We start from the raw sequence: 2481 nt of genomic DNA on the forward strand, positions 1-2481 counted from the left end.
TTCTCCGTCAAGGTCACCGGCGACGAGACGGATGGCGCCCTCGCGCTCATGGACGGACTCATCGAACCCGGACACGGCAACGTCCCGCACATCCACTCCCGGGAGGACGAGGCGTTCTACGTACTCACCGGGGAGTTCGAATTCCTCAACGGAGATCAGAGGTTCACCGCCGGCCCCGGTGACTTCGTCTACATACCCAAGGGCACCCGGCATGCCTTCCGGAACCGAGCGAAGGAACCGGCCCGCCTGCTCGTCTTCTACACTCCGGCCGGACCCGAGTCCTTCTTCCTGAGCTACGGTGCGGCGGACGGTCCCGCGGAGCCCTGGCCTGAGGAAAAGTTCGATGAACTGATCGATGCCATCGGCACGCACAACATGGTCCTCCTGCCCGGGGACGACTGGCACTGATCCCGGATCGCCCGTCCTGCGAGCACTTCCAGGCCGGTGCGCCTCCGCCGCCCCGCACGTCACCGGCCGGCCCGCGCGGCGGCCGGTGACGTGCGGGGTCGACTGCGCCTCCGCCGGCCGGGGGCTCCATACCGCCGCGCGAGAGCGTCGGTGGGATCGACGGTGTCGTCGGCACACAGCAGAAGTCACCGATGGCCCAACTCAAGGCCTGCTCCAGCCCCGTAGAAGAAAGCCCAGTTCAGAGCACATCCCGAGGCAGGGCACGGGACTAAGGGGACTGCTGCTGGTTGTACGCATCGGGCGCGCGCGTATGCGCGCCCGATGGCAAAGGGGCTCTCCCACACACTGGTGGACAACTCATATCTGATCTGGCAGCCTCGGTCCCGTCAGTCATCGACCTGCACCAACCGAAGCAGCGGTCAAGGGACTGAACAGGGGGCTTCGACAAGACCCGAAGGACGCCCTAAGTGCCTGGCTCGGCTGCGACCCGTTCCACGGCCCCAACAGGGCCTGCAGACAGCCTTGCTGTGGCCCGCTGGCGGTCAGAGCGCCGCCAGGCCAGGACGTGGTCGACGGGTGCGGGTCGTCGGTCGGCGAGGCGAGTGATCAGGCGTCTGAGCTCGGCGAGGCTGTAGTGGATGAGCTGGGAGGAACCATTTCTGCTGCCTCAAAATCGAGTTGGTGGGCCGCGCAGGACGGTCGGACAGGCGTGGCGGCCATGGCTAACGTCATGTGGCCGTGCCAGCCGGGGCAGCGGCGGACCTGGTAGTCGTCCAGGCCCCCACTCCTGCTTCGCGCTCTGGAAGCATTCCTCGATCGCCCAGCGGCTGTCCGCGATGCGGACCACCTCGTCCAACGTGGTGTCGGCGGGGCAGCAGGAGATCTCCTCGGATCTGCTCACATTGCGGCTCGGCTCGCCGCATGGATCAAGGACCACTGGAAGATCGAGAATCCTCTGCACCACGTCCGGGACCGCATCTTCCGCGAGGATGCCTCCGAGATCCATGTCGGTCAGCTCCCCACGCGTCATGGCCGACCTGCGCAATCTCGCCATCGGCGTCCACGGCCAGAACGGCAAGACCAACAGCGCCGCCGCACTACGCCACACCCCACACAGCCCCCCGACTACCGCAGGCCCCCGGCTGCCCTCGGCCTCACCGGATAGATCCGGACAGAAGGCAAGTAATCACGCAACAGGCCCTGACTCAAGGTGTGCCCGGATGGCAGGAATCTACCGTTGACAACCCGTCACATGTGCGAGATCTTGAGATAGTAAATGATTCAACTTTGTGCACACCGAGGAGAGTTATCCCCATGCGAAGGATCAGGGGCATGCGTCTGGCTACCGTAACCGGTGCGATAGCCACGGTAATGCTGCTGGGCGCAGGCGCCGGGCCGGCAGCGGCAGACGAGCAGCTTCCCGGGCAGGTTGTCTTCTACGAGGGAGACTATGGCGGTCGATACGTCCTTGACTCCCACCCCACCACCGAATGTACCAACCTGCCCTTCGCTACAAGGCTCATCGCCAACCTGGCCGGTCCCATCGAGGTCTTTTCGGAGGCCGACTGCAGGGGCAGCATCTACCACTCCCCCACCAGCGACCTGCACAACTTCCCGAAGAACTTCAGTGGTCTGAGTTATCGACTGGCCGGGTGACGAACAATTCGGATCACTCGTCGGATCCGCCGTGACGGCGATCTTGTCCGCAAAGGATCACCGGGTGGGGCACGGCTCGAGACGCCACTGCTACAGGGCGAAAGGCGGGTGAAACCGTAGGTGAGATCGGTGGTGTAGCACCAGAACGGCACAGGATGAGGCGGACCTACTCGCCCCGGGACGGCACCCACGGCTGGAGTTTCGCCCCGACGAGGCAGGGCGCCCCGAAGGTCACAGAAAAACGTTTCCTCCAGCTGACTCCGTATTCGGTCTCGAACCCGACAAAGGATAATGGGCCCTGAATATTCCGCCCTCCATCACGAGATCATTCACAGGGCGCCTCGCGCACCTTTCTTGTTTCCCTCGGAGTCATCACCGATCTATCCGGGCAGGAAATCGCCACCCAACCGGATCGTC

Annotated in this window: 2 protein-coding genes and 1 pseudogene; 2 read left to right on the plus strand and 1 reads right to left on the minus strand. The window is 64.4% G+C overall.

The features are described from left to right. Positions 1–408, plus strand: a 408-nt coding sequence (locus tag V1L54_RS29215; protein WP_330121178.1) for a cupin domain-containing protein, incomplete at its 5' end; no start/stop codon positions are given. A 606-nt stretch (positions 409–1014) separates the two neighbouring features. Here the strand turns inward: V1L54_RS29215 and V1L54_RS29220 are convergent. Beyond that, positions 1015–1315, minus strand: a pseudogene (locus tag V1L54_RS29220) (IS701 family transposase); the annotation flags it as partial. Between the two features lie 425 nt (positions 1316–1740). Here V1L54_RS29220 and V1L54_RS29230 point away from each other — a divergent pair. Continuing rightward, positions 1741–2064: a hypothetical protein gene (locus V1L54_RS29230; RefSeq protein ID WP_330121179.1), complete on the plus strand. Its 324-nt coding sequence runs from the start codon at positions 1741–1743 to the stop codon at positions 2062–2064. Positions 2065–2481 lie beyond the last annotated feature (417 nt).

The sequence above is a fragment of the Streptomyces rubellus genome (assembly GCF_036323805.1).
In the GTDB taxonomy this organism is placed as follows: domain Bacteria; phylum Actinomycetota; class Actinomycetes; order Streptomycetales; family Streptomycetaceae; genus Streptomyces.

Coding starts and splice junctions, on each gene's coding strand:
- V1L54_RS29230 (WP_330121179.1), top strand. CDS start 1,741: ATGCGTCTGGCTACCGTAACCGGTGCGATAGCCACGGTAATGCTGCTG.